Here is a 24,238-nt window from a genome sequence, read left to right as displayed (position 1 = left end):
TCATACCCCATGCAAGAACTTATTGACATCATCGGGCTGGAACACAGTCAGCGTGGCGCTGGCCAGTTCCTGCCCTGCTTTGCCTGTATCGGCAATTGAACACTCGTAAGCGCCGAGGCCATTATCCCCGCGCATTTCCATCTTCACTTTTACCTGCAGCACCTGGCCATTGGCAAACAAGGGGCTATGGGTGCTGTAGCGGCGCGAACCAAGCAGGAACCCCGGCTTGACGGTACCGCCATCGCGCTTGGCCAGCCAGCCGGCATGCGCCGCCACTGCCTGCGCCATGTATTCGATGCCGACCCAGCTGCCCACGCCCTGCGCTTCCGGCGAATAGAACATGCTTGCCTCGTGGATCGCCACTTCGGCGGTCAGGGTTTCGGCGTCCGATGCCAGCACGCGATCGAGCAGGCACATTGCCCCGCCATGCGGAACCAGGGTGCGAATATCGGGCATCGTCATGCCAGCCTCCCCAGCACCAGGGCGGCATTGGAACCGCCAAAGGCAAACGAATTGCTCAAGGCATAGCGCAGCGGCCGGCCAAGCCTGGCGCCGGGCGCTGCCACATGCAACGGCGGCAGCGCCGGGTCAGCTGCACCGTCCCACAGCTGCGGCGGCAGGTAGCCTTCCGGATTATCGTCCTGCATCAGCAGCCAGCACAGCGCCGCTTCCAGCGCCGCTGCCGCGCCCAGCGCATGGCCGGTGAACGGCTTGGTGGAGCTGACCGGCACTTCGCTGCCGAACAGGGAGGCCACGACGCGCGATTCCATCGCATCGTTCTGCAGCGTGGCGGTGCCGTGCAGGTTGATGTAGTCGACTTGCTGCGGCGTGATACCGGCCCGCTGCAGCGCCTGGCCGATCGCCAGCCGCGCGCCGCCGCCTTCCGGATCCGGCGCAGACATATGGTGGCCATCGGACGACTCGCCCCAGCCGCACAGCGCTACCGCAGCAGGTTCGCGGCTCATGAGGAACAGGCCGGCGCCCTCGCCGATATTGATGCCGTTGCGGTTTGCGCTCAACGGGTTGCAGCGCGCCGCGCTGACCGACTCAAGCGCCGAAAAACCCGCCACGGTGAAAGCGCACAGCGTATCCACACCGCCCGCCACCACCGCGTCGCATGCGCCCATGGCGATCAGGCGCGCCGCGCTGGCCATGGCCTTGGCGCCGGAGGAACAGGCGCTCGAGTGCACCATGGCCGGGCCGCTGATGCCCAGCGCCTGCGCCAACAGCATTGCCGGCGCCCCCATTTCCTGCTGGCCGTAGTGGAAGTCGCCGGGCAACTCGCCGCCGGCTGCACGGACAGCCAAGGCCGCCTCCGCCTCGCCGACGCCGGAAGTGCTGGTGCCGATCACCACGCCGACGCGATGCGCGCCATAGCGCGCGATGGCTGCGTCGACCGCAGGCCGAATCTGGGCCAGCGCCGCCAGCGCGAACTGGTTATTGCGGCTGCGCTGCGCCAGCGGCAAGTGATCCACGGAGGGCAGCACTGCGCCGGCGGCGAGGCCCAGCGGCAGAACGCGGCCGGGGGAGCAAGCCTCGGTCGGCTGCACGCCGCTTTCGCCGCGCAGCAGCGCTTCGCGCACGGCCGCTTTGCCGTCGCCCATGGCGCATACGATGCCGCAGTCGTTCAGGAAAAAGGCCATTACTGCAACTCCGATTCAATGGTCAGGCGGTATTTGTAACGCAGGTTGTCCAGTACCAGCTTGCCGCTCCAGCGTGGCATGCCGCTGTAATTGATCACCATGATGGTCTCGCCATCCAGCGACAGCGTGCGGCGCAGGCCCTGCTCTTCCACCTGCCAGCCCGCCGGCAGCGCAGCGCGTACTGCGTCTACGGGCCACAGTGTGAGCTGCATGTCTTCCAGCACGTCTTCCGCCTTCACTTGCGAAGGCAGCATGGCGTGGCGCCACGACTTCAGGTCCTTGCCGTCATAGCTCAGGGACAGCACGCGCTGGCCCAGCGCCAGGCCGACAAGCTCCAGTTTTTGCGGTTCCACTTCCAGCGCCACATCCAGTTCGTCGTTGCGGCCATTGCGCTCCACGCGCAAATGCTGCTGAACGCTGATCGACTCGCCCAGCGTGGACGGCGCCAGCTTGAGTCCCAGGCGCGCGGCCGGCGGCGGCGTGCTCGTCGCGCAGGCCGACAGCAGCAGCGCCGCAATCGCAATCGTCTTAAGCCGCTTCCACATGCTTCTTATCCTCATTCATTACAAAGCAAGGCACCAATAGCCACACCAGCGCCGTGCCAGCCAGCATGGTCAGGCCGAATGCCTGCAGCGCAGGCGTGCTGCTCAAGCCCAGCAGGCCAAAGCCCAGGATCGCGTTGGCCGCGGCCATGCCGACTGCCAGCCATGGCGCCACCGGGCCGCGGCTCGCGCGCTCCGCCATGAAGACGCCATAATCCACCCCCACGCCGAGCAGCAGCATCAGGCCGAGCACATGGAACAGCTGCAGCGGCATGCCGCTCCAGCCGAGCAGCGCAAGCGTGGCCGTACTTGCCAGCAGGGTCGGCGCCAGCACGCGCCAGGCGCCGCCACGATAGCGCGGCAGAAGGAGCAGGAAAACCAGTGCATACGCCGCAGCGAGCACCCAGCCCATCATCACGCGGTAGCGTCCCAGCACGGCGGAGATTTCACCCACCTTGTCGACCCACTGCACGCCATGCATGCCTCCGGCGGCAGCACGCAGGCGCGGCAAGCCGCTGTACTGCAAACCGCGTACCGCGACAATACTGGCGAACTCCTTGCCATGCTGGCCAAGCCACAAGTGGCGCCAGGGTGCGCTCGCCGGCGCCGCCAGGAAGTCTTGAGGCAACAGCACCGCGGCGCCCTCCGCCGCCTTGGCGCGCGCGGCGGCGATCCAGTCCTTGTCTTCGCCTGCCTGCCGCGCCACGGCAGCCAGCGGGCCATCGTCCGCGAACAGCTTGTCCCTTACCAGCGCCCGGCGCTGCGCCTGCAGCATTTGCGACGGCACCCAGTTCGACAGCGCCTGGTAGCCGCCGATCACGCGATCCGCAATCAAAGGATCGAGGCTGCGTTTCAGCGCTTCCTCGCGCTGCAGCACTTCTTCTTCATTGGCGCCGCGCACCAGGAAATACTGGACCGGCGATGCGGAATCGAGCAGTTTTCCCAGCCGCTGCTGGCTGTCGATCAGGGCCTTCGGCGAGTTTTGCAAGAGGCGGATATCGTCGTTCGCACCAAGGCGAGCAATACCGGCCGCCAGCGCGGCGCCGCCCACGCAGGCCGCCGCGGCCAGGAGCAGGCGGCCGCGTGGTCCTGCGCCGGGACGCAGGAACGGCCAGCGCGGCCAATGCGCCAGCAGGCCAACGTATGGCGCTACCACCGGCCCCTGGCGCAGCACACCACCGCGCACAAACAGGGGGAACCAGGCCATCACCGTCAGCCAGGCGAATATCAGGCCAAGCGCCGAGAACACTGCCATCGCGCGCAAGCCAGGAAACGGCGTGAACGCCAGGCCGGCATACCCGATCACCGCTGCCAACAGCGTCAGGACCAGCGCCGGCAGCAGGCGGCGCAGCAGCGCATGGGAATCGAGCGCCGGGCTGGCCTCCATCCGGTTGCACAGGAAGTCGATGCCGTAATCCTGCGCCACCCCGATCAGGCTGGCGCCAAAAACCAACGTCATCAGGTGCACCTGCCCAAACAGCAGCCAGCATACGGAGAATGCGCCCAGAATGCCAACCGTAATCGACAGCAGCACCATCACGATAGGCCGTACGGTGCGGAACACCAGCCAGGTTAGCAGGACGATGCCAAGCAGCGAACCGGCGCCAATGGTATGCATTTCGCGCTGGGCCTGCGCGCTGGCAGCTGCCGCATGCAGGACCACGCCGGCCGGAATCAGGTCAACTTCCGGCACCGCCGCACGGGCGGCAGCGGCGGCACGCTCCAGCAGCGGCAGCACCTTGTCCTGCGCCGTGATCGAGAATGCCGGCACTTTCAACTCGAACGGCAGCAGCACGTACTGCAACTTGTCGTCGCCGACGAACAGGTAGCCGTCGCGCGGACGCACCGGGGTCTCCAGCGCGCGCTCCTGCACCCACCCTGAGAACAGGCCGAAAGGATCTTCCTGCCAGCTGCCCACTTTCGGACCGCCGAATGAGTTATACAGGCCGCCTAGCGCGGTTTCCGACCATGCTTGCGCGCCCTGCTCTTTCAGCTGCTGCTCCTGCTTCTCCGTCATCAGCACACTACGGTGCTTGCGGAAAAGCTGCAGCCAGTCGTCCTGGGTCTTTTCGTTCAGTGGCGTCGCGCCCACCACGCCTGGCTGCTCGCCGATGACCTTGCGGTAGGCGTCAGCCGCCTCCTTCGCCTTGTCCCAGTCCGCCGCCCCCACCAGAATGACCAGGCGCTGCTGCGCCGAATCGACCATATGCTGGAAGGAGTGCTGCAGCACCGGGTCGCGCTCCTGCACTGGCAACAGGGCCAGGATGTCGGTATCAGGCACCACGCGCTGCACCAACCACAGCCACGCGTTATGCCCGGCCACCAGGGTCGCGACGAGGAGCCACAACAGGGCGAAGCGGTTTGCCTTCATATCAGAATTGCGCCGCCTCTTCCGCCGTCATCGCAGATTCTCCCGTTTGCATGGCGGAGAACACGATGGCAGTTTTGTCGCCGGAAGCCTCGTTCATCTCGATACGCTTCACGTAGGAGCCGCCTTCCAGGTTGATCGTGCCGATCGCCTTCGCGAGCGCCGGTTCGCGCGCCTTCAGCGCTACCTGCCAGCTCTCCTTTTCCGCCGTGCCTTCGACTTCGAACATCTTGTCCAGCTGCGCCAGGTCGCCGCCCAGCAGCGAGAACAGCACGCTGTTAATCATGCGCACCACCGGTTCGGTCCTGGCATCCATGCGCATGGCCACGCGGTCGCCCTGCAGGTGGACGATCTCGTCGCGCGTCAGGCGCAGCGTGTTCGGGAAAGGCTTCAGGGTACGCCACAGCACGCCCTTGCCCTTGACCACGCAAAAGCGGCCATTCGACAGCAGCGGTTTCTTCATGCCGGCCAGGTTCTTGGTCTGGTCAAAGCGGCCGCACAGAACGTCCGGCTTGGCCAGCATCGACTGGATCTTCGCCGCCGGCGCGGCGGCGTGGGCGCCGGCGCCCGCAAGCAGCAGCACAGCGCATGCAGTGATCTTCTTCAGCATGGCAATGGCACTCCCAGCTTTTCAAACAGGATGGGCGGCGACACGAAGCACATTTCCTTGGTCGCCATATCGACGGCGACCTGGGTGGTGCTGGCCTTGTTCAGGCGACGGCCGGTGGCGGCATCGCTGATCAGGTACTCGATCTTCAGGCGGTTTTCCCACTCGACGATTTCGGCGCGCAGCTTGATTACCTGGCCGAATGTCGCCGGCGCCGCATAGCGCAGGTGCATGTCGATGATAGGCCAGCCGTAGCCGGACGCCTTCATCTCGACGTAGTTGTAGCCGATCTTGTCCAGCAGCGCGCAGCGCACCACTTCCAGGTATTTGACGTAGTTGCCGTGCCAGACGATATCCATCGGGTCCAGGTCGAAGAACTGGACTTGCATTTCAACTTCGGCGAACCAGCGCGATTCCGTCTTCTTACGCATACAGTTCCCACGCCTTGCTGCGGATGCGCTGCACCAGCATGCGCAGCTCAGGATCCAGGCGGCGGTCTTCCGCCACCACGGCGATATCGTCGGCCAGCAGCTGCTGCATCTGCGCCAGCGCGGCATGCGGGGCCATGTCAGGATTTTCGCGGCAGCGCAGGTGCACGCCCTGGCGCACGGTGACCAGGAGTGCAGCGGCGCACTGCTCCACCAGCTCCAGCACGCGCAGGCAATCGCGCGCCGCGATGGTGCCCATGCTGACCTTGTCCTGGTTGTGGCATTCGGTCGAGCGCGAGAACACCGAGGCCGGCATGGTCAGCTTCAGCGCTTCGGCGGTCCATGCCGAAACGCTGATCTGCAGCGCCTTCAGGCCATGGTTGATGGCCGCGCGCGGGCCGGTGGCGCCGGACAGGTTGCTTGGCAGGCCGTGGTTGTAGCGTGTGTCCACCATCAGCGCCATCTGGCGGTCCATCAGGTCGGCCAGGTTGGCGACCGCGTTCTTCATGCCGTCCATGGCGAAGGCAATGTGCCCGCCGTAGAAGTGGCCGCCGTGCAGTACGGTTTCGCCGTCCGGATCGATGATCGGGTTGTCGTTGGCGCTATTCAGCTCGTTTTCAATGGAAGTGCGGAAGAACGGCAGCGCATCCGCCAGCACGCCGATCACGTGCGGCGCGCAGCGGATCGAGTAGCGGTCCTGCAGGCGCTTGCCGTTGCGCTCCAGCAGTTCGGTCGGCAGGTCGCTGCGCAGCCATGCCGCCACTTGCTGCATGCCGCCGTGCGGCTTGACCGAAAACAGTACCTCATTGAAGTGGTGGGCGTTGCCGTCCAGCGTGAAGGACGCCATGGCCGTGATGCGGGTGCACAGGCGCATCAGGTATTCGGCGCGGTCGTAGGCCAGGCATGCCAGTGCGGTCATGACGGCGGTGCCGTTCATGATCGCCAGGCCTTCTTTCGGGCGCAGGCGCAACGGCGTGATACCGGCTTCGGCCAGCGCCTGCGCGGCAGGTACGGTCTCGCCGTCGCGCCAGACTTCGCGTTCGCCGCACAGTACCGCGGCCAGGTAGGATAGCGGGGTCAGGTCGCCGCTCGCGCCAACCGAGCCTTCGCTCGGGATCAGCGGCAGCAGGCCGGCGTCCAGCAGGCGCGCGATCTGCTCCAGCAAATCCAGGCTGACGCCGGAGTACCCTTTCGACAGCGACGCCAGGCGCGAAGCCAGGATGGCGCGCGTCTGCGCCGGCGAGAAATGCTCGCCCAGGCCGCAGCCGTGGTAGGTGTACAGGTGGTGCGGCAGCTCGGCTACCAGCTCCGCCGGCACGTTCACGGTGCAGGAATCGCCATAGCCGGTGGTCACGCCGTAGATATTGCCGTCCTCGCGCAGCAGGCGGTCGAGGAAATCGGCGCCGCGCTGGATCATGGCGCGGTAAGCCGGGTCGCCGGACAGCACGGCTTGCGCGCGGCCAGCGGCGATATCGACGATGTCCTCGATCGTCAGTCGGTTGCGGTCAAAGCGCACTTCGCGCTTCGCATTGGTCAGGTCAGCCAGGTGCATCGCTAGTATCCAGTTTCGGTAAATGCCAGAAGTCGTAAAAATTGAACCATTGCAGCGGGGCTTGCAGGCAGTAGTGCTGCAGGCGAGCGCTGTAGCGCTGCACGCAGTCCTGCAACGCCGCTTCGCGCGCTTTACGCGGCAGGCGCAGTCCTTCACTGAATAGTTCGAAATGCAGTTCGCTGCCGCCGTCGCGCTGCAGCGGGAAAATCAGGTAGACCGGGCATTGCAGCACGCCGGCCAGGATATAAGGCCCGACCGGGAACGGCGCCGGGGAGCCCAGGAAATCGGCCATCGCTACGCGCGGCTGGTCGCTTACCGGCACGCGGTCGCCGGCAATTACCACCAGCTCGCCGCGCGAAACGCGTTCGGACAACTGCATGGCCATTGCCGCATCCATATCGGTCACCTGCATCAGGTTCAAGGCGCTGGCTGGATTCAAGCGCGCCAGCATGCGGTTGAAAGCTTGCGCATGGCGGGTATGCACCAGCACCGTGATCTTCACGTCGGGCCGGTCGAGCGACAGCACGCGCGACAATTCCAGGTTGCCGAAGTGAGAGCACACAAGGAGGCCGCCCTGCCCGCGCGCGAGCATGGCATTGACAGAATCGACGCCGTGCAGCGTAACGCTGCGCGTATCGAACAGGCCGCCCCACAGCAGCATCTTGTCGAGGATGCTCTCAGCGAAGGCGGCAAAGTGGCGCAGCACGCCCAGGCGCGGCACCGGCGCGAACGCTGACACGCGGCGCAGGTATGCGCCGGAGACGCGCCGAGCGCGCGGCGCGGCCAGCAGGTACCAGCACAGCACCGGGTACAGCATGACGCGGAAAGGCCAGCGGCCCAGCACGCGGAAAATCCAGAACAGCAGGCGCATGCCCGCCACGAAGCTCACTTCGTTGATAGCGGCCCAGTGGCGTGGAGCGGCCTGGCTCATGCAGCGCTCCAGCGGCGCGCCAGCAGGCGCGGTGCGCGCCACAGCATGCCGAAGAACAGGCGTGCGTGCATGCACGAGATCAGCACGTTGTCGCGCCAGACCTGGAAGTGCGACACGCCATCGGCTGGATAGCCGACGCGGGTAGCGCGATTCACCATCGGCACGCCTTCCCAGAACAGGCGCACCAGGATTTCGATGTCGAAGTTCATGCGCAGGCCGAGGCGTTGGCGCGCCATCAATGCCAGCACCGGCTGCAGCGGATAGACACGGAAGCCGCACATCGAATCCTTGATCTGCAGCGACAGCGTGTTGATCCAGACCCAGATATGGGTGGCGTAGCGGCCGTACAGGCGGCCCTTCGGCACCGACTGGTCGTAGATCGGATAGCCCACCACCAGCGCATCCGGGCGTTCCGCGGCACTGGCCAGGAACCCTGCCACGTCGTCCAGGTTATGCTGGCCATCGGCATCCACCTGCAGGGCATGGGTATAGCCCAGGCGCGCGGCGGAGTGGAAGCCGGTCATCACGGCGCCGCCCTTGCCCTGGTTGACTTCATGCGTGACCAGCGTCACCTGCTGCGGGTGCGCCGCCGCCAGGCGCGCCAGTTCGGCCGCGCATTCACGGCGGCTGCCGTCATCCACCAGCACGCAGTGCAAACCGTGCGGCAACAGTCCCGCCACCACGCCCGCGATGGCGTGTTCGTGGTTGTAGACGGGGATGACGAAACAGGGTTTAAACACCAGCATCTCCGGCGCGGGTGAAGCGCAGCAGGGAATGGCAGTAGCCGATGTTGTCGCGCGTGGTCAGCAGGCGCAGGCCGGCCGCTTCCGCCAGGCGCACATAGTCCGCAGCCTGGTAAATCTTGGAGTTGCCGCTCGCCATGGCGGTGAAGTACGGCGAGGTGTTAATCAGGCAGTAGGCGGCGATATCGTATTGCTGGCGGTCCCAGAACGTGTCCATGATGATCAGCTGGCCGCGCTCGGACAGCGCCTCCGCCGCACGGCGCAGGATGCTGGCGATGGCCGCTTCGCTGAAGCAGCTGAGGAATTGGCTCATCCAGATCACGTCCATGCCGGCCGGCAGCGCGATTGAATCATCGAGCAGGTCGACCGGATGCAACTGCGCGCGTTCGCGCACGCCTGCCGCCTGCAGGTTCTGCTCCGCCACCGCCAGCTGGCGCGGCAGGTCGACCAGGTGCATTTGCACGTCGGCGTTGTAGGCCAGCGTGGCCAGGCTGAATTTACCCGTGTTGGCGCCGATGTCCATCACTTTGCGCGGCGCGGTGGCGAAGACGTCCGGCAGGATGTCCGGGAACGAGGTGTCCGAGTAGTAGTGGTCGAAGGCGAACCAGCTGGTCTTGGCCGGCTCCGGCAGCTGCGACAGGCCCTGGTACAAGGTTGGCCATTCACCCAGCGCTTTCAGGCCGTGCGGCTTTTCTTCATCGAGCGAACGCTCCAGGTCGAACAGGCCCTTGTAGTTAACGTCGTGGTTGAAATCCAGGTTGATCTGGGTGATCTTGTCGGTCAGGATGCAAAAGCCGACTTTATCGAGCACGTAGCGGCCTTCCTTGATCGCCACAGCGCCTGCGGACAGGCACGTCTCCAGCACCACTTTCAGCGCGTATTCGCTCCACTTGCCGTCGGCCGCCATCTGCTCAACGCTCAGGCCTGCACCGCCGGCATCGGCCAGCGCCTGCAGCATGCCGCGCTTCCATGCATAACGCACGCACTGGAATACAACGGGGCCGAAGGCGATCTTCTGCGCTTCGTAACGGGCGGCGAAAGCGGACTGGCGCGGCGGGGAAAACGATTTGTCTTGCATGGGCACTCGATCAAGGGTTGAAGGTCAGTCGGCGGCGAACAGTACGCGGCCGCTTGCGTGTTGTCCTGCATCGGACAGGTATTTGAATTGCATGCTGGACTTGGCGCTATCCCAGGCCAATTCCAATTGAACCGTTGCGCCAGGCGCGATGACCTGCTGGAATTTCAGCATGGCGATGTCACGGAATACCGGCGGCATCTCGAAGTAATGGCGTCCGCGTGCGATAGCCCAGTCCACTTGCACCACGCCGGGCAGGATCGGGCTTCCCGGAAAGTGGCCTTCGAAATACAGCAGGTCTTTCGGCACGGTCAGCGACAGCTTGACGCTGGCGTCTTCACGCTCAAGCTCGCGCCATTCCGGCTCGGTCGGACGACCCGCATCGGCGGGAACAGGAGCTGCCTGCTCCACCAGTAGCGCGGCCAGTGCAGCGTGCGTGGTTTTGCCCTGGGCGTTGACCGGCAACTGGTCCAGGTAGCGCCAGCGGCGCGGCAAGGCGACGGTCTCCGCGCTTGCGGCCAGCAGTACACGCAAGCTGCGGTTCAAGGCGAGCTTGCCTTCCGCCTGCAATCGGGCCCGACCTTCGGCGGAGAGCACCACGAAAGCGGCCAGGCAGGAGCGCGCGGCGCTGTCATCCAGCATCAGGCGGGCTTCGTCGACCAGCGGGCTGGCGCGCAAGGCTGCCTCCAGCGCGTCGAGTGAAATACGCTTTTCTTCCAGTTTGACGATACGGTCGGCGCGGCCCCGCAGCTCGAACCGGCCATCATCGGTCGCTTCGGCGCGGTCGGCCAGATGAAGCCAAGTGTCGTCAGCCAGGTGCGCCGAACGGACGGCGAGCGCGCCCTCCTCGTCCAGGCGCCATTCGACGTTCGGGAAGGCAGTCCATGCCGCGCTGTCCGCGCGTGTGCGCTGGCGCCAGGCTATGCCGCCCGTCTCCGAACTACCGTAGACTTCAATCGGGGCCTTGCCGAGCAAATCGGCGCAGGCAAATGCTGCTTCTTCCGGCAGCGGGCCGCCGGACGAGAACACGGCGCGCAGCTGGGCGCGCGCGTCCTGCCAGCCGGCCAGCTGCGGCAAGCGCTTCAGGTGGGCCGGGCTGCTGACCAGCAGCGACGGACGTTCCGCCAGCAGCGCCGCCAGTTCTTCAGGATACGCAACGCTGTCCGCCACCACAGGACGCCCAGCGCACAATGGCCACAGAACCTTGAATAGTAGTCCATAAATATGCTGGTGCGAGACGGTGGCGAGCACCGCCGCGTCCGCCCCAAGCATGTCGCCGAACATCGCCTCCAGCACATCCACTTCGCTGGACATCTGCGACAGCCGTTTAGGGATCGCTTGCGGAGCGCCCGTGCTGCCGGACGTATGCACGACCAGAGCCTCAAACGCGCCATCGAGCACCTGCATTGCTGGCGTGGCGCCACTGCGCGTGGCGGTTACGGCGCGGGCTGGCGCCGCGAGCGGAGCGCAGTCCGCGGGAAACTCGCCAAGGAAGCCGTCGACCCGGGTGCGCAGCGCTGCGCAAGAAGCGGGCAACGCGTCGGCCGTCAGCCAGACAGTCTTCCCGGCCTGCCACGCACCCAGCAGCGCCGCTGCAAATTCAAGGCTATCCTCAAAGTACAGCGCAAACTGGCAGCCCGGCTGCGCGGCGAGCATCACGCTCCAATCCTGCACACGCTGTACAAGGGAGGCGCAGCTGACGGCCTGTGAACCGCGCCATCCGGCTACGGCATGGGCTGGCCACGCCGCCAGCGACACCGGCAACTGAAGCAAGGCATCACGCATGCGACACCGCCTTGCGCATGCGCCGGCGCAGCAGGAACTCTCCACCGAACATCAGCCCCATCAAACCATAAGAGATCACCCCGTTGTACAGCGACCATACAGCCTCGCTGGCCCACAGCGCCGTCGCCAGCGCGATCGAACCATTCACCACGAAGAACAGGCACCAGGCCTGGGTCACGCGGCGCGTGTAGGCAACGCCTTCCGGCGGCAAATCCGGCTCGCGCAGGCGCGCCAGCCGTTCAATCATTGAAACAGGCGTCGTCAGGCTATAGCCGAACGCCGCCAGGAAAGCCATGTTGACCAGCACCGGATAGAGCTTCAACGGCAGCAGCACGTTGCTCCAGACGGCCAGTGCGGCAAGCACCATCGCGCCCGCCACCGACCAGCGCGCCGCCGCGCTGATGCGCAGGGCCGGCAGGCGGCTCGCAGCCGCCAGCAGCAGCACGCACGCCAGCCAGCGCGGCTCCAGCTGGCCGTGGCCAAGCCAGATCGCCAGCGGATAGAGCAGCGTCAACGCCGCGGTCAACACGTTCCAGAGCATCAGGCTGCCTCGGCGGTCGCCAGTCCTTGCAATGCCGCCACCACGTCATCGATGGTGCGGATCGTCTTGAAGGTTTCGGGGCCCATGCGCTTGCCGGTCAGCTGCTTCAGCTTCACGGCCAGGTCGACGGCGTCGATGCTGTCGATGTCCAGGTCTTCGTACAGGTTGGTGGCCGGCGTCACTTCCGACACATCCAGTTCGAACATTTCCGCCAGCAGGGTCACCACCCACTGGTACAGTTCATCCTTGCTCATTGCATTCAGATCAACCACGCTGCTCTCCTTATTGCTTGCGTTGGGTTTCAACCAGGGCAGCCAACGCACGCACGGAAGCGAAGTGGCGGCGCGTATCTTCCGAATCGGCCGACAGCGAAATGCCGTAGCGCTTTTGCAGCGCCACGCCCAGTTCCAGCGCGTCGATCGAGTCAAGGCCCAGGCCTTCGACGAACAGCGGCTCTTCCGCGTTGATGTCGTCCGGGCTGATGTCCTCCAGCTGGAGCACATCGATGATCATTTCTTTGACTTCCTGCTCAAACATGATGTTGGTATTTCCCCGCAAAGTAATGTTGTAAATAATCGGTCAGGCGGCGCGCAGCCAGCACTTCGCTGGCGCCCTCGCTTGTAAAGTGGCTGATCGCCACGTCATCCTGCACCGTGATGCTGAAGTGCACCCGGCGCGGCGGCACGCGCCACCACTTCTCCCCTTTGCCAAGGGTGGCTGGCGCGCATTGGATTACGACGGGCGTGATATCGCGTTCGCCACGCACGGCGATGTTTGCGGCGCCGCGCTTCAGCGCAATCACGCCGTCGGCACCGGTACGCGTCCCCTCAGGGAACACGATCAGGTTGTTGCCACGCTCAAGCGAAGCAATGCAATCGTCCACCAGTTCTGCCCCGCCGCTGTTGGCGATATACGAAGCAGCGCGCACCGGTCCGCGGGTAAACGGGTTGTCGCGCAGGCTGGCCTTGACAATGCAATCAGCCTTTTTGACAAAGGCCATCAGGAACACGGTATCGATCAAGGTTGGATGGTTGGCCAGGATCAGCAGGCCGCCCCGCTCCAGTTTATCCAGGCCACTTAATTCGTAGCGCAGCACGCCCAGCACGCGCATCATCTCGATGTAGACGCGGAAGCTGTGGCGAATCAGGTCGCGCGACAGGCGCACACGGGTTGCCTCGTTGCGCACCAATAGATTCAGCAGCGGGAACACCGCCACGCGCAGCAGCACGCCGCCCATGCCGAACAATGCGAAACTCAAGCCGGTGGCAAGCACCCGCCAATACATGAACGCCTTCTCAAACATGTCTTTGCCATTGCCATTGTCGCTGGTCCGCCAGGCGCACCAATTGCCGTTCGCCGGACAGGAAGAAGCGCAGCACCTGCAGCGCGCCCGGCATGGATTCCTGCGGCGCTTCGGCGCCGGCCTGCCAGCCAAGCGACAGCTCCGCGCCCGGCTGCAGCAGCCAGGCGAAAGCGAATGCCTGCTCGTCGCAATCTTCGAAATGGGAATACAGTTCCGGCAAGGCGGTATCCGCCATCACCAGCAGTACCTGGGGCGCGCCGTCGGCAAGCAGCCCGCAGGCTTCGATCACCGCATGTTCCAGCGAGCTCGGACCGGCTGCCAGCGCGATGTGATTGGCCTGTTCCTTGCGGGCGATGGTGAACAGCCCGGGATTGGCGTTGTGGACGGACATGCCGAAAGCCGTCGGCGACAGGGCTTCGCCGCGCGCCATGGCATCGAGCAGCTCCACCGAACGGCCAACCTCGCCGTGGCGCGAGCAATAAACAATAGGGATGCCGGACTCTCCGCCCAGGCATTCATAGGCCACTTCCAGCGCCATCTTGCCGAGTTGGCCGGCGCGGCGACGCAGCATCGGCGGCATGGCCTTGACGCCAGGCTCCCCCTCCGTACCAGGCAAAAAAGGTGCGCGCGACCACTCCAGCCACGCCTCCGGCGCGGCCAAAGACGGTGCCCATGCCGCCTGCCTGACGATAGAAAAACTCACCCCGCTCATTTACTTATTCTCGTGCAACTTGCTTTTTTATATACCCTTTTCAGGGAAGCACGAATTATAAACGAAGGGATTTACACTGATGCCCAAATATTAATCAATGTACAAAAATAAATTGCTATTGAGCATCAAAACTATCGAATTGTCACGAAATTCGTGTCAATTGACAACAGTTATGGAAGTCGGGGTCAGCTCTGGCAATCGGACATTTGTGTCTCGGCGCTTGCGCCGCGACACAAATGTCCGATTGCCAGAGCTGACCCCGACTTTTATTACGCGAGGTTCTCGAGGCGGATCTTGGTGACGCTGCCGACCACGCTGGCCAGCTTTTCGATCTTCTCGATTGCTGCGACCACGTTCTTTTCCTGCGTCTGGTGCGTCAGCAGGATGATGTCGGCCTGGGTCTCGCCTTCCGCCGGCTCTTTCTGCATCATGGCGTCGATGGAGATGGTGGCGTCGGCCAGGATGCGGGTCAGCTCGGCCAGCACGCCCGGACGGTCAACTACCGTCATGCGCAGGTAGTAGCTGGTGGTGATCTCGGTCATCGGCATGATCTTGATGTCGGTCATCGCGTTCGGCTGGAAGGCCAGGTGCGGCACGCGGTGCTCCGGATCGGCCGTCGCCAGGCGGGTGATGTCGACCAGGTCGGCGATCACGGCGGAAGCGGTCGGCTCCGGGCCTGCGCCTTTGCCGTAGTACATGGTGGCGCCAATGGCGTCGCCCTGCACCAGCACCGCATTCATCGCGCCTTCCACATTGGCGATCAGGCGCTTGGCCGGGATCAGGGTTGGATGCACGCGCAGTTCGATGCCGTCGACGCCGTTCACCTGCGCGCGGCGCGCGATGCCCAGCAGCTTGATGCGGTAGCCCAGTTGTTCGGCGTACTTGATGTCGATCGCCTGCAGCTTGGTGATGCCTTCGATATGCGCTTTGTCGAATTGCACAGGAATGCCGAAGGCAATCGCGGACAGGATGGTCGCCTTGTGCGCCGCGTCCACGCCTTCGATGTCGAAGGTCGGATCGGCTTCGGCATAGCCCAGGCGCTGCGCTTCTTTCAGCACAGTGTCGAAGTCCAGCCCCTTGTCGCGCATTTCGGACAGGATGAAATTGGTGGTGCCGTTGATGATGCCGGCGATCCATTCGATGCGGTTGGCGGTCAGGCCTTCGCGCAGCGCTTTAATAATCGGAATGCCGCCCGCAACGGCCGCCTCGAAGGCCACCATCACGCCCTTGGCCTGGGCCGCGGCGAAGATTTCGGTGCCATGCATGGCCAGCAGCGCCTTGTTGGCGGTGACCACGTGCTTGCCGTTGGCGATGGCCTGCATCACCAGTTCCTTGGCGGTGTCATAGCCGCCAATCAGCTCCACGACGATATCGATTTCCGGATCGTTGACGATCGCGAACGGGTCTGCCACGACTTTGCACTGGCCTTCGGTGCGCTCTTTTGCGCGCTCCAGGTTGCGGGCCGAGACGGCCACAATCTCAATACCGCGGCCGGCGCGGCGGCGGATCTCTTCCTGGTTGCGTCGCAATACGCTGAACGTGCCGGCGCCCACATTGCCTACGCCCAGCAAACCTACTTTAATCGATTTCATCTTTCAAATTCCCTGGTGTTGTTAGCTGTGCCCGTGCCGTTTTCGGTAGCCTTCCATGAAGCGCGCGATACGGCCGAATGCATCTTCCATGTCGTCCGAGTTCGGCAGGAAGACCACGCGGAAGTGGTCCGGGCTATGCCAGTTGAAGCCCGTGCCCTGCACGATGAGGACTTTGGTCTCTTCCAGCAGTTCGTAAGCGAATTGCTGGTCGTCCGCGATCGGGTAGATCTTTGGATCGAGGCGGGGAAACATATACAGTGCAGCTTTTGGCTTGACCACGCTGACACCCGGAATCTCGGACAGCAGCTTGTATGCCAGGTCGCGTTGCTTGAGCAAGCGCCCGCCAGGCGCCACCAGATCGTTGATGCTCTGGTAGCCGCCGAGCGCAGTCTGGATCGCAAACTGGCCCGGCGCATTGGCGCAAAGGCGCATCGAGGCCAGCATGTTCAGGCCCCAGATGTAATCCTTCGCATATTTCTTGTTTTCGCCCGAGAGCACCATCCAGCCGGATCGGTAGCCGCAGGAGCGGTAGCTCTTGGACAAGCCGTTGAAGGTCACGCAGAACACGTCGTCGCACAGTGCGGCGATCGAAGTGTGGGTGACGCCGTCATACAGCACCTTGTCGTAGATTTCGTCGGCGTAGATGATCAGCTGGTGCTGCCGCGCCAGTTCGATAATCTGCAGCAGCACCTCGTCGGGATACAGCGCGCCGGTCGGGTTGTTCGGGTTGATGACCACGATCGCCTTGGTATTGGGCGTGATCTTCTTGCGCATGTCGTCAATGTCCGGGTACCAGTCCTGCTGCTCGTCGCACACGTAGTGCACCGGCTTGCCGCCGGACAGGCTGACGGCCGCGGTCCACAGCGGATAGTCCGGCGCCGGCACCAGCACCTCGTCGCCATTGTTCAGCAGCGCGTTCATCGACATCACGATCAGTTCCGACGCGCCATTGCCCAGGTAAATGTCGTCCATGGTGACATTGGCGACCTTCTTCTGCTGGGTGTAGTGCATCACCGCCTTGCGCGGCGCGAACAAGCCTTTGGAATCGGTATATCCGGCCGCATTCGGCAGGTTCACGATCATGTCGTGGACAATCTCGTCGGGCGGATCAAAACCGAACGGCTGCATATTGCCGATATTCAGCTTGATGATCTTGTGGCCCTCTTCTTCCATCAGGCGGGCCTTCTCCGGCACCGGACCGCGGATTTCGTAGCAAATCTCGTTTAGCTTGTTAGATTTCTGAACCGGACGCAAAATCAATCCCTTACATGAAAATGCTGCAATGCGAAAATATCCATTCTGCCGAATTAAATTGGTTTAATCAACCATCGATATGCGCAAAACGTTACAATAAGATCTCTATTGTATTTAAATATAGCGAAAAGTTATGAAGCTCCACTCCAGCACCACTGGCCAATACCAGACCGTTTCCGGCTATTTCGACGGTGGAGTCGAGATCAACGGCCAGCCTTTCGCCCACAGCCTGCTGGTTTTGCCTGAAAGCGCGCCGCGCGCCTGGCCGGTGGCAAAGTTCGAGGAACTGACCGTCGAACACTTCGAACAACTGCTGGCCGAAAGCCCGGACGTGGTGATCCTCGGCACCGGCGAACGCCAGCGCTTCGTCCACCCGCGCCTGACCGCGCCGCTGATCGGCAAGCAGATCGGCGTCGAATGCATGGACACCAACGCCGCCTGCCGCACCTACAACATCCTGATGGGCGAAGGCCGCAAAGCCCTGCTGGCACTGATCATTGAAAAATAAAACTCTGCCCCCATATACACGCGCATGAGCCAAACCATCCCCGACTTCAGCGCCGCCATGACCAGCGGCCAGACCTTCCAGCTCTCCGGCCGCCCGGCCAAAGCCACCGTGCTGTTCTTCTACCCGAAAGACAACACCCCCGGCTGCACCACCGAGAACATGGCCTTCCGCGATCTGCACGACAAATTCACCGCCGCCGGTGCTGAAATTTACGGCATCAGCCGCGACTCGCTGCGCTCGCACGAAAACTTCAAGGCGAAACTGGGCTTGCCCTTCGAACTGATTTCCGACCCGGACGAAGCGGTTTGCCTGGCCTTCAATGTCATGAAGATGAAAAAAATGTACGGTAAAGATGTACGCGGCATTGAGCGCAGCACGTTTGTGATTGACGCAAAAGGCCAATTGGTGAAAGAATGGAGAGGCGTGAAAGTACCAGGTCACGTCGATGAAGTGCTGGAATTCGTGGCAAACCTGGGCTGATGGCAAGGCCCTCGCTGCGAATGTGTTAGCTCAACGGGAGCTTGTCATTTGAACGTGTCAGCCAGATTTTGAGTCGAGTAAGTCCTTCCACCCACTGTCCCCGGTGGCATGCCCACCGGCTTTCGGGCGACGCAGACGCCCGCCAGGCATCCTTTAGTTTTTCCGATTCACCCCCGCATACGTCCATGCCAGGCATCCGCCTTCGCGTGGGCGCATCCTTTTTGAGATTGAGATCCTGATGCCACTGCCAAAACTGCCTAGCAAGCCAGCGACCCTGCTGCTGGCTAAAGACTACCCGAAGGCGAGCGGAGCAAACCCGGTTCCCTTCCCTACCGAAGAAAAGGCAGCACCAGCGCCGAAGAAAGCGGCGCCAAAAACTGCTGCCAAAGCAGTGAAAGAACCAGCCGTCGTAGCCAAGAAGGCTGCGGCGAAAAAGACACCCGCGCTGAAGTCCGTCAAACTGCCGGACGACGTGCCAGCCCCGCCGCGCACCAAAGCCGCGCCGCAGGCTCGCTCCAAGGTCACGCCGATCAAGGCCGATGCACCGCACCCGGCCAAGCACAAGGCCCACGAAGTGGTGCTCAAGTCCGCCATCAGCCGCAAGGCCGATGTATTGGGCAACACCAAGCTGTTCGTACTCGACACCAACGTGCTGATGCACGACCCGTCCTCGCTGTTCCGCTTTGAAGAACACGACGTCTTCCTGCCGATGATGACGCTGGAAGAATTGGACAACCACAAGAAGGGCATGACCGAAGTCGCCCGCAATGCGCGCCAGGTATCGCGTACCCTCGATGCCCTGATCAGCAACACCGACGACGACGATATGGAAACCGGCATCCCGCTGAACAAGCTGGGTAACAAGGATGCCAAGGGCCACCTGTTCTTCCAGACCAAGGTGCAGGTAGCCGACCTGCCGGAAGGGCTGCCGCAAGGTAAGGCCGACAACCAGATCCTGGCCGTGGTGCGTTCGCTGGAAGCGGAGCAGCCTGGCCGCGCCGTGGTGCTGGTGTCGAAAGACATCAATATGCGCATCAAGGCGCGCGCCCTGGGCCTGCCGGCGGAAGACTACTTCAACGACCACGTTCTGGAAGACACCGACCTGCTGTACTCGGGCATCGTCCAGTTGCCGGACGATTTCTGGAACAAGCATGGCAAGGACATGGAGTCCTGGCAGGAGAACAAGCACGGCCAGTCGAGCACTTTCTACCGCGTGACCGGCCCGTTCATCCCGTCCCTGCTGGTGAACCAGTTCGTGTTCCTGGAACCGAACAACGGCGAGTCGCCGTTCTACGCTCAGGTGAAGCAGATCAACGGCAAGACCGCCGTCCTGCAAACCCTGCGCGACTACTCGCACAACAAGAACAGCGTGTGGGGCGTGACCGCCCGCAACCGCGAGCAGAACTTCGCGCTGAACCTGTTGATGAACCCCGAGTGCGACTTCATCACCCTTTTGGGCCAGGCCGGTACCGGCAAGACCCTGCTCGCCCTGGCCGCCGGCCTGGCGCAAGTGCTGGAAACCAAGCTGTATAACGAGATCATCGTCACCCGCGTCACGGTGCCGGTGGGCGAAGATATCGGCTTCCTGCCGGGTACCGAGGAAGAGAAGATGGGTCCATGGATGGGCGCCTTCGACGACAACCTGGAAGTGCTGAACAAGTCCGACGGCGAAGGCGGCGAATGGGGCCGTGCGGCGACGCAGGACCTGATCCGCTCGCGCATCAAGATCAAGTCCCTGAACTTCATGCGCGGCCGTACCTTCGTCAACAAGTTCCTGATCATCGACGAAGCGCAGAACCTGACGCCGAAGCAGATGAAGACCCTGGTAACGCGTGCCGGCCCCGGCACCAAGATCCTGTGCCTGGGTAATATCGCCCAGATCGACACGCCTTACCTGACCGAAGGCTCGTCTGGCCTGACTTATGTCGTCGACCGCTTCAAGGGCTGGGCGCACAGCGGCCACGTCACGCTGGCGCGCGGCGAGCGTTCCCGCCTGGCGGATCACGCGAGCGACGTGCTTTAACTGGCTGGCAGCAAAAAGCCCCACCTGCGCAGAGCGCGGCCCAGGCCGCGTTCCGGCTGGTGGGTTTTTTTTTAGTCCTTCTGGATGTTCTCTGCCAGGAAATCGATCAGCAAGCGCACGCCAGGCAGCAGTCCGCGCCGCGACGGGAATACAGCGTGGATCACACCGCCCTTCGGCACCCAGCCCGGGATCACGTCGATCAGCGCCCCGCTGGCCAGCGCATCTTCCACCACCATGCAGGGCAACTGCACCACGCCAACGCCCTCCGCCGCTGCCTGGCGCAGCGCCGTCATATCATCCGTGACGTAGCGCGGCTGGTGGCGAACGGTCGCCTGCGCGCCATTCGGGCCGTCGAACTGCCAGGCATGGTCGCGCGGCGGTCCCCAGTCCAGGCTTGGTAAATTCGCCGCCGCCAGCGCCTCCGGGTTCTTGAGCGACTTCCTGGGTCTCAGCAGCGAGGGGCTTGCGACCAGGCGCTGCGGACTGTTCGACAGCACGCGCATCACCAGGTCGCTCGATTCCAACGGCGGGAAGCGCACGCGCAGCGCGATATCGACCCCTTCGCCCAGCACGTCGACGCGACGGTTGGTTGCTTCCAGCATCACCCGTATCTTCGGCCACTGCTTCATGAAGCGCGCGACCAGGGGGCCGATGCGGTATTCCAGCAGGGCAGTTGGACAGCTGATGCGCACTACGCCCTGCGGTTCCGAACGCTGGCGCTCCATCACTTCACGTGCACCCTGTACTTCCGCCAGCACGGCCAGGCATTGCTGGTAAAACTCGCGCCCCGTATCGGTGACGGAAAAGTGCCGCGTGGTCCGCTGCAGCAGGCGCACGTCGTACTGCTGTTCCAGCGCCGCAATGCGCCGGCTCAATTTCGACTTCGGCATTCCGAGCGCCCGGCCAGCCGGCGTGAAGCCGCCATGCTCGACTACCTGTACAAAATAATAGAGGTCGTTCAGGTCATCCATCACAGGCGCCGTGCGATCGGGTGGTCGGGATTCAGCTGCAGCAAGTCCCACAGGTTGCCGTACAAGTCCGCAAAGACGGCGACCATGCCGTAGTCCTGCTGCTTCGGCTCGCGCACGATCCGCACGCCCTTTTCTTTCAGGCGTTCGTAGTCGCGCCAGAAATCATCGGTATTCAGGAACAGGAATACGCGGCCGCCAGCCTGGTTGCCGATAAAGTCCTCCTGCTCCGGCTGGGAAGCGCGCGCCAGCAGGATCGTTGCACCGCTGCCGCCCGGGGGCGCAACAACCACCCAGCGCTTGTCCTGCTCCGGCTGACAGGTGTCGTCCAGCAGTTCGAAGCCGAGCGTGTTGACGTAAAATTCTATCGCCTCGTCATAGTCGCGCACTACCAGGGCGATGTGGGCAATGGATTGCTTCATTTGCGCCGCACCTTGCGCCAGATCTTGCGCGCGATGGCGCCGAGAACAAACAGGATCAGCGCCCATGGCAGCAGGTAGGCCGCGCCGGTAATTGCGCTGGCAATGCCCTCGGACAGATTGCTGCCGAAGTCACGCGTTGCGCGCTGCACCGGCGACCAGAAGCCGCGCTGGCTATGCGACTGGATCGCAATATTCAGCAAGTCCATATTGACCCGTTCCATCAGGCGCGCCTCGACGCCGGCCGCAGCTTCAAGCTCGCTTTGCACGGTTGCCAGTTCCTGCGACAGCTTGATCAATGCTTCGGCGTTGTTGCCCACCTTGCTCTCCAGCGCCAACAGCTTCTCGCGGTAGGAGCGCAGCATATCGAGGCGCTTGGCATTATCGCGGATGGGGCCTTCCAGGTCTTCCGCGGTCGTGTTGCGCGAGGCGACTTCGCCGCCCGATGCCGCCAGCGCGATCAGTTTTTCAACGCCCTCGCGCTTGATGCGGACGCGGACATGTGCGCTCGACTCACGGCCTCCCGTCACGCCCGAGGCAAGCAAGGTGCATTGGTTCGCCACGTCAGCCTGGCATGCCGCCACCAGCTTGTCGAGCAGCGGCTTGATGCCTGCTTCTGACGCGTCGATGGTCACCGAATGCTCATATGCCAGGTATTTGCTGCGCTGGGCCCCTGGCGCCGCAGGACTGCCCGAAGCCCTCGGCTCCGCCATGTGTGCGGCACCTTGGGGGCCCGAAAAGGCCAGTTCCGAGTGCTGCGAACAGCCCTGCAGCAAAAGCAGCGCGAGCACGCTTGACCTTACAATGGTGGAAAGGATTAAAGTACGTTTACCCATATGACGAAAGGACCTCCAAATGTACGAACTGACCGTAGAAAACATGACTTGCGGCCACTGCGTGTCGGCCGTGACCGAAGCCGTGCACACCGTTGACCCAGCAGCATTCGTCGAAGTAGACCTGAAGGGCAGGCACGTGAAGGTCAACTCGACCGCAGCACTGGAACCGATCAAGGCCGCCATCGAGGACGCCGGCTACCCGGTCACCCGCGCAGCGGCTTGACCCGCACGCCGCGCTCGAGCTCGGGGTAATGGCGGAACACGTCATCCTCGTTATTGGCGAGCCGGCGCTTCGACGCCAGGTAGGCCGCGATCCTTGGCCGCGCGGCCACCCGCCCCGATACGCGCATCAAGCCTGGCCAGCGCTCAGCGTAAGCCTCCATCGCCTTGGGAAAGGCGTAACGCAAGCCATCGAGAAGCTGGAACATGGACAGGTCCACGTAGCTCAGGCGCGAGCCCACCATCCAGCCGCCGCGCCCCGGGTTGGCGCGTACCACCGATTCGAAGTAGTCGAGGTATTTGGGGATGCGCTCGACGACAAAATCGCGCGCCCTGGAGCGCGACTCGCGTGCCTGCTCTTCGTAATACAAGTTGACGGAAATCGGGTGATGCGTGTCGTGCGCCTCGCCCACGATGTCGGCAATGGTCAGTTGCAGCTGGTTGCACCACAGCCGTCCCTCTTCCGAGCGCGGCGCCAGCTTGTGGCGCGCGCCAAGGAACATCAGGATATTGGCGGTCTGCCCGATCAGCAGCCCGCCCGCCTGCAATACCGGCGGGGCGAAGGCGGCGCGACCATCGCGGCCGCCGGCGATCACGTCGATCATCGCCTGCATGCCGCCCTTGCCGCGCGCCACATCGATATATGGGACATCGGCCTCCTCCAGCGCCAGCCGCACGAATTCACCGCGGCCCTGGATCGTCGGCCAGTAGTAAAGCTTGTAAGGCTCCATCATTCCACCTCCTGTGCCAGCAGCCACTCCTCGACGGCGCGCACTTCCTCGCGCGGATCGCCGCCCTCGGGCCGCACAACATAAAAGTCAAATCCGCCCAGCACCGGCCCCACCGGTGCTTGCAGCAGCCCCATGCCGATTTCCTCTCGCACCAGGGGCAAGGCAGTGAGCACGACGCCCTGCCCGGCAATGGCTGCCTGCACTGCGTGCGATTCTTCGGAAAAGCGTACACCGGAAGTCGCGTCCAGCGCCACACCTGCCGCCTTGGCCCACTTGTCCCAGGTCTGTGCGCCGCGAAAACCACGCTGCCAGTCGAAATGTATCAACGGATGGCGCGCCACGTCGCTGGCCTTCCGGAGTTTAAGGCGCGGGCTGGCCACCGGAGCGAAGCCGGCCTGCATCAGCCTCCGCGATCGCAAGCCGGGAAAATGCCCGGCCCCGCCGCGCACTGCCAGGTCGGCTGCTCCACCGGCCAGGTCGACCGGCTTGTTGCTGGCCTGGACATTGAGGGCGATATCGGGATAAACCGCGTTGAAGGCCGTCAGCCGCGGCACCAGCCAGCGCGCGGCAAAGGCCGGTGTGGTTGACAGGGTAACGGTGCGGCGCTGCTCCCGCCGCAGCCTGTCGACACCGGCCGCAATGGCGTCAAAACCGTTGCCGGTTGCATGCTGCAGGATGCGTCCCTCGGGCGTCAGTTCGACGGCTCGTGTCTTGCGCAGGAACAGCCGTACTTCCAGCGCTTCCTCCAGCGCACGCACCTGGTGGCTGATAGAGGTTGCGCTGACCGACAGTTCCTCGGCCGCAAGCTTGAAGCTTTGCAGCCGGGCGGCTGCCTCAAAGCTGCGCAGGGCGGAAAGGGATGGCAGGCGGCGTCTCATGTTATTTACTATACATGAATCCTGTTCATCCATCTGCTGAGAAATGATCGTTTGTCCGTGGCCGGCTGCAGGCGCACAGTGTGGCCATCGCAAACACATA

General features: G+C 63.5%; 27 protein-coding genes. 4 read left to right on the top strand and 23 right to left on the bottom strand.

What is annotated here, in order from left to right; genetic code table 11:
* The 18 genes from GM658_RS13105 to GM658_RS13020 all read right to left on the bottom strand — a co-directional run bounded on the left by GM658_RS13105 (position 1) and on the right by GM658_RS13020 (position 17,076).
* The gene (locus tag GM658_RS13105) at positions 1 to 462 is read right to left on the bottom strand and encodes a hotdog family protein (protein ID WP_155454485.1); all 462 of its coding nucleotides are present in this window, start codon (positions 460 to 462) and stop codon (positions 1 to 3) included.
* Positions 459 to 1,643, bottom strand: a complete 1,185-nt coding sequence (locus tag GM658_RS13100) for a beta-ketoacyl-ACP synthase (RefSeq protein ID WP_155454484.1) — start codon at positions 1,641 to 1,643, stop codon at positions 459 to 461. Before GM658_RS13100 ends, GM658_RS13105 begins: the two co-directional genes overlap by 4 nt.
* Positions 1,643 to 2,188 (bottom strand): DUF3261 domain-containing protein, encoded by a 546-nt coding sequence (locus GM658_RS13095; RefSeq protein ID WP_155454483.1) that lies wholly within the window; start codon positions 2,186 to 2,188, stop codon positions 1,643 to 1,645. Before GM658_RS13095 ends, GM658_RS13100 begins: the two co-directional genes overlap by 1 nt.
* A complete protein-coding gene (locus GM658_RS13090) occupies positions 2,172 to 4,556 on the bottom strand; it encodes an MMPL family transporter (RefSeq protein WP_155454482.1) in 2,385 nt (794 codons plus the stop codon). The genes GM658_RS13095 and GM658_RS13090 overlap by 17 nt, the downstream gene beginning before the upstream one ends.
* Before the next feature lies 1 nt (position 4,557).
* Complete coding sequence (locus GM658_RS13085) at positions 4,558 to 5,163, bottom strand: outer membrane lipoprotein carrier protein LolA (RefSeq protein ID WP_155454481.1); 606 nt, start codon at positions 5,161 to 5,163, stop codon at positions 4,558 to 4,560.
* Positions 5,157 to 5,591: an acyl-CoA thioesterase gene (locus tag GM658_RS13080; RefSeq protein ID WP_155454480.1), complete on the bottom strand. Its 435-nt coding sequence runs from the start codon at positions 5,589 to 5,591 to the stop codon at positions 5,157 to 5,159. Before GM658_RS13080 ends, GM658_RS13085 begins: the two co-directional genes overlap by 7 nt.
* Positions 5,584 to 7,140, bottom strand: coding sequence for an HAL/PAL/TAL family ammonia-lyase (locus GM658_RS13075; protein WP_155454479.1), 1,557 nt, complete (start codon positions 7,138 to 7,140; stop codon positions 5,584 to 5,586). Before GM658_RS13075 ends, GM658_RS13080 begins: the two co-directional genes overlap by 8 nt.
* A complete protein-coding gene (locus GM658_RS13070) occupies positions 7,127 to 8,071 on the bottom strand; it encodes a lysophospholipid acyltransferase family protein (protein WP_211841859.1) in 945 nt (314 codons plus the stop codon). Before GM658_RS13070 ends, GM658_RS13075 begins: the two co-directional genes overlap by 14 nt.
* Positions 8,068 to 8,817: a glycosyltransferase family 2 protein gene (locus GM658_RS13065; protein ID WP_155454478.1), complete on the bottom strand. Its 750-nt coding sequence runs from the start codon at positions 8,815 to 8,817 to the stop codon at positions 8,068 to 8,070. Before GM658_RS13065 ends, GM658_RS13070 begins: the two co-directional genes overlap by 4 nt.
* Positions 8,804 to 9,892: a class I SAM-dependent methyltransferase gene (locus GM658_RS13060; protein WP_155454477.1), complete on the bottom strand. Its 1,089-nt coding sequence runs from the start codon at positions 9,890 to 9,892 to the stop codon at positions 8,804 to 8,806. The genes GM658_RS13065 and GM658_RS13060 overlap by 14 nt, the downstream gene beginning before the upstream one ends.
* A gap of 24 nt (positions 9,893 to 9,916) precedes the next feature.
* Positions 9,917 to 11,674, bottom strand: a complete 1,758-nt coding sequence (locus GM658_RS13055) for an ApeI family dehydratase (protein WP_155454476.1) — start codon at positions 11,672 to 11,674, stop codon at positions 9,917 to 9,919.
* On the bottom strand, positions 11,667 to 12,215 hold the full coding sequence (locus GM658_RS13050) for a COG4648 family protein (protein ID WP_155454475.1): 549 nt from the start codon (positions 12,213 to 12,215) through the stop codon (positions 11,667 to 11,669). The genes GM658_RS13055 and GM658_RS13050 overlap by 8 nt, the downstream gene beginning before the upstream one ends.
* Entirely contained in the window at positions 12,215 to 12,487 is a 273-nt protein-coding gene (locus GM658_RS13045; protein ID WP_443093811.1) for an acyl carrier protein, read from the bottom strand. Before GM658_RS13045 ends, GM658_RS13050 begins: the two co-directional genes overlap by 1 nt.
* Before the next feature lie 10 nt (positions 12,488 to 12,497).
* Positions 12,498 to 12,752: a phosphopantetheine-binding protein gene (locus tag GM658_RS13040; protein WP_155454474.1), complete on the bottom strand. Its 255-nt coding sequence runs from the start codon at positions 12,750 to 12,752 to the stop codon at positions 12,498 to 12,500.
* Positions 12,745 to 13,518, bottom strand: a complete 774-nt coding sequence (locus tag GM658_RS13035) for a lysophospholipid acyltransferase family protein (protein ID WP_155454473.1) — start codon at positions 13,516 to 13,518, stop codon at positions 12,745 to 12,747. The genes GM658_RS13040 and GM658_RS13035 overlap by 8 nt, the downstream gene beginning before the upstream one ends.
* Entirely contained in the window at positions 13,511 to 14,230 is a 720-nt protein-coding gene (locus GM658_RS13030; protein ID WP_155454472.1) for a beta-ketoacyl synthase chain length factor, read from the bottom strand. Before GM658_RS13030 ends, GM658_RS13035 begins: the two co-directional genes overlap by 8 nt.
* A gap of 269 nt (positions 14,231 to 14,499) precedes the next feature.
* On the bottom strand, positions 14,500 to 15,822 hold the full coding sequence (locus GM658_RS13025) for a homoserine dehydrogenase (protein WP_155454471.1): 1,323 nt from the start codon (positions 15,820 to 15,822) through the stop codon (positions 14,500 to 14,502).
* Between the two features lie 21 nt (positions 15,823 to 15,843).
* Entirely contained in the window at positions 15,844 to 17,076 is a 1,233-nt protein-coding gene (locus GM658_RS13020) for a pyridoxal phosphate-dependent aminotransferase (RefSeq protein ID WP_155454470.1), read from the bottom strand.
* Positions 17,077 to 17,209: 133 nt separating this feature from the next.
* On the opposite strand from GM658_RS13020, the gene GM658_RS13015 reads away from it, so the two are divergent.
* From GM658_RS13015 to GM658_RS13005, 3 genes are all read left to right on the top strand, one after another.
* The gene (locus tag GM658_RS13015) at positions 17,210 to 17,584 is read left to right on the top strand and encodes an Mth938-like domain-containing protein (protein ID WP_155454469.1); all 375 of its coding nucleotides are present in this window, start codon (positions 17,210 to 17,212) and stop codon (positions 17,582 to 17,584) included.
* A 24-nt stretch (positions 17,585 to 17,608) separates the two neighbouring features.
* Complete coding sequence (locus GM658_RS13010; protein WP_155454468.1) at positions 17,609 to 18,064, top strand: peroxiredoxin; 456 nt, start codon at positions 17,609 to 17,611, stop codon at positions 18,062 to 18,064.
* A 238-nt stretch (positions 18,065 to 18,302) separates the two neighbouring features.
* Positions 18,303 to 20,087 carry a PhoH family protein gene (locus tag GM658_RS13005; RefSeq protein WP_155454467.1) on the top strand — a complete coding sequence of 595 codons (1,785 nt, stop codon included), beginning with the start codon at positions 18,303 to 18,305 and terminating at the stop codon, positions 20,085 to 20,087.
* Between the two features lie 71 nt (positions 20,088 to 20,158).
* Here GM658_RS13005 and GM658_RS13000 read toward each other — a convergent pair whose 3' ends face one another.
* Genes GM658_RS13000 through GM658_RS12990 form a run of 3 tightly spaced genes read right to left on the bottom strand, consistent with a single transcriptional unit; the run spans position 20,159 to position 22,187 of the window.
* Positions 20,159 to 21,058 (bottom strand): LysR substrate-binding domain-containing protein, encoded by a 900-nt coding sequence (locus tag GM658_RS13000; protein WP_155454466.1) that lies wholly within the window; start codon positions 21,056 to 21,058, stop codon positions 20,159 to 20,161.
* Positions 21,058 to 21,477: a VOC family protein gene (locus GM658_RS12995; protein ID WP_155454465.1), complete on the bottom strand. Its 420-nt coding sequence runs from the start codon at positions 21,475 to 21,477 to the stop codon at positions 21,058 to 21,060. Before GM658_RS12995 ends, GM658_RS13000 begins: the two co-directional genes overlap by 1 nt.
* Entirely contained in the window at positions 21,474 to 22,187 is a 714-nt protein-coding gene (locus GM658_RS12990) for a DUF4349 domain-containing protein (protein ID WP_170298789.1), read from the bottom strand. The genes GM658_RS12995 and GM658_RS12990 overlap by 4 nt, the downstream gene beginning before the upstream one ends.
* 142 nt (positions 22,188 to 22,329) lie before the next feature.
* Here GM658_RS12990 and GM658_RS12985 point away from each other — a divergent pair, with 142 nt between their 5' ends.
* Positions 22,330 to 22,533 (top strand): heavy-metal-associated domain-containing protein, encoded by a 204-nt coding sequence (locus tag GM658_RS12985; RefSeq protein WP_155454463.1) that lies wholly within the window; start codon positions 22,330 to 22,332, stop codon positions 22,531 to 22,533.
* Here the strand turns inward: GM658_RS12985 and GM658_RS12980 are convergent.
* Both GM658_RS12980 and GM658_RS12975 read right to left on the bottom strand, forming a co-directional pair.
* The gene (locus tag GM658_RS12980) at positions 22,514 to 23,263 is read right to left on the bottom strand and encodes a glutathione S-transferase (RefSeq protein ID WP_155454462.1); all 750 of its coding nucleotides are present in this window, start codon (positions 23,261 to 23,263) and stop codon (positions 22,514 to 22,516) included. The two genes, GM658_RS12985 and GM658_RS12980, sit on opposite strands and share 20 nt — an antisense overlap.
* Positions 23,260 to 24,138, bottom strand: a complete 879-nt coding sequence (locus tag GM658_RS12975; protein ID WP_155454461.1) for a LysR substrate-binding domain-containing protein — start codon at positions 24,136 to 24,138, stop codon at positions 23,260 to 23,262. The genes GM658_RS12980 and GM658_RS12975 overlap by 4 nt, the downstream gene beginning before the upstream one ends.
* Between the last annotated feature and the right edge of the window lie 100 nt (positions 24,139 to 24,238).

Source organism: Massilia eburnea, from assembly GCF_009720745.1.
Classification (GTDB): Bacteria; Pseudomonadota; Gammaproteobacteria; order Burkholderiales; family Burkholderiaceae_D; genus Rugamonas; species Rugamonas eburnea.
Note: the sequence above shows the minus strand (reverse complement) of the source record. Positions and strands in the feature narration are given on the sequence as shown.

Coding starts and splice junctions, on each gene's coding strand:
- GM658_RS13105 (WP_155454485.1), bottom strand. CDS start 462: ATGACGATGCCCGATATTCGCACCCTGGTTCCGCATGGCGGGGCAATG.
- GM658_RS13100 (WP_155454484.1), bottom strand. CDS start 1,643: ATGGCCTTTTTCCTGAACGACTGCGGCATCGTATGCGCCATGGGCGAC.
- GM658_RS13095 (WP_155454483.1), bottom strand. CDS start 2,188: ATGTGGAAGCGGCTTAAGACGATTGCGATTGCGGCGCTGCTGCTGTCG.
- GM658_RS13090 (WP_155454482.1), bottom strand. CDS start 4,556: ATGAAGGCAAACCGCTTCGCCCTGTTGTGGCTCCTCGTCGCGACCCTG.
- GM658_RS13085 (WP_155454481.1), bottom strand. CDS start 5,163: ATGCTGAAGAAGATCACTGCATGCGCTGTGCTGCTGCTTGCGGGCGCC.
- GM658_RS13080 (WP_155454480.1), bottom strand. CDS start 5,591: ATGCGTAAGAAGACGGAATCGCGCTGGTTCGCCGAAGTTGAAATGCAA.
- GM658_RS13075 (WP_155454479.1), bottom strand. CDS start 7,140: ATGCACCTGGCTGACCTGACCAATGCGAAGCGCGAAGTGCGCTTTGAC.
- GM658_RS13070 (WP_211841859.1), bottom strand. CDS start 8,071: ATGAGCCAGGCCGCTCCACGCCACTGGGCCGCTATCAACGAAGTGAGC.
- GM658_RS13065 (WP_155454478.1), bottom strand. CDS start 8,817: ATGCTGGTGTTTAAACCCTGTTTCGTCATCCCCGTCTACAACCACGAA.
- GM658_RS13060 (WP_155454477.1), bottom strand. CDS start 9,892: ATGCAAGACAAATCGTTTTCCCCGCCGCGCCAGTCCGCTTTCGCCGCC.
- GM658_RS13055 (WP_155454476.1), bottom strand. CDS start 11,674: ATGCGTGATGCCTTGCTTCAGTTGCCGGTGTCGCTGGCGGCGTGGCCA.
- GM658_RS13050 (WP_155454475.1), bottom strand. CDS start 12,215: ATGCTCTGGAACGTGTTGACCGCGGCGTTGACGCTGCTCTATCCGCTG.
- GM658_RS13040 (WP_155454474.1), bottom strand. CDS start 12,752: ATGTTTGAGCAGGAAGTCAAAGAAATGATCATCGATGTGCTCCAGCTG.
- GM658_RS13035 (WP_155454473.1), bottom strand. CDS start 13,518: ATGTTTGAGAAGGCGTTCATGTATTGGCGGGTGCTTGCCACCGGCTTG.
- GM658_RS13030 (WP_155454472.1), bottom strand. CDS start 14,230: ATGAGCGGGGTGAGTTTTTCTATCGTCAGGCAGGCGGCATGGGCACCG.
- GM658_RS13025 (WP_155454471.1), bottom strand. CDS start 15,822: ATGAAATCGATTAAAGTAGGTTTGCTGGGCGTAGGCAATGTGGGCGCC.
- GM658_RS13015 (WP_155454469.1), top strand. CDS start 17,210: ATGAAGCTCCACTCCAGCACCACTGGCCAATACCAGACCGTTTCCGGC.
- GM658_RS13010 (WP_155454468.1), top strand. CDS start 17,609: ATGAGCCAAACCATCCCCGACTTCAGCGCCGCCATGACCAGCGGCCAG.
- GM658_RS13005 (WP_155454467.1), top strand. CDS start 18,303: ATGCCACTGCCAAAACTGCCTAGCAAGCCAGCGACCCTGCTGCTGGCT.
- GM658_RS13000 (WP_155454466.1), bottom strand. CDS start 21,058: ATGGATGACCTGAACGACCTCTATTATTTTGTACAGGTAGTCGAGCAT.
- GM658_RS12995 (WP_155454465.1), bottom strand. CDS start 21,477: ATGAAGCAATCCATTGCCCACATCGCCCTGGTAGTGCGCGACTATGAC.
- GM658_RS12990 (WP_170298789.1), bottom strand. CDS start 22,187: ATGGCGGAGCCGAGGGCTTCGGGCAGTCCTGCGGCGCCAGGGGCCCAG.
- GM658_RS12985 (WP_155454463.1), top strand. CDS start 22,330: ATGTACGAACTGACCGTAGAAAACATGACTTGCGGCCACTGCGTGTCG.
- GM658_RS12980 (WP_155454462.1), bottom strand. CDS start 23,263: ATGATGGAGCCTTACAAGCTTTACTACTGGCCGACGATCCAGGGCCGC.
- GM658_RS12975 (WP_155454461.1), bottom strand. CDS start 24,138: ATGAGACGCCGCCTGCCATCCCTTTCCGCCCTGCGCAGCTTTGAGGCA.